The organism is Neisseria sp. SLRRB23 (assembly GCF_050896295.1).
GTDB lineage: Bacteria > Pseudomonadota > Gammaproteobacteria > Burkholderiales > Neisseriaceae > Neisseria.
This window is the reverse complement of the sequence record NZ_JBPBFH010000103.1, coordinates 1-376: the sequence shown is the minus strand read 5'-3', so window position 1 is coordinate 376 and position 376 is coordinate 1. Positions and strand designations below refer to the sequence as shown.

The 376-nt window shown below is 50.3% G+C and carries 1 protein-coding gene; it reads right to left on the bottom strand.

Features of this window, described 5'->3' with window-relative positions; genetic code table 11:
- Positions 1 to 277 (bottom strand): Sua5/YciO/YrdC/YwlC family protein (locus tag ACRPFF_RS11285; RefSeq protein ID WP_432674671.1); only part of this gene is annotated, 277 nt, incomplete at its 3' end.
- Positions 278 to 376 lie beyond the last annotated feature (99 nt).

Genomic DNA, 376 nt, shown 5'->3' with positions numbered 1-376 from the left:
GGAGATGTGTATAAGAGACAGCCGTCAATATGTGGATGGTAACGAAATACTGGTTCGACTTCGACAGCTCCCTGCGGGGTCGCACCAAGCTGCCTAAAGCCTCCAAAGCAGGCGGCATCCGCCGCACCTTAAGCCTTTTTTTCAAATGCGCCAACTTACCGAGTGCTTTGGCTAATGTCGGAAGACACCCCAAGCCATAACAAGATTCGGTCGGATAAGCAACCAAACCGCCTTTTTTCAAATAAACGCTTAACTTACGTTGCGCTGTACATCGCACAATCTTTCGGGAAAGTAGAGGCAGTCAGTTTACGCCGATACTTTTGCCTCTGTGTGGGATCTGTCTCTTATACACATCTCCGAGCCCACGCGCCTCGAC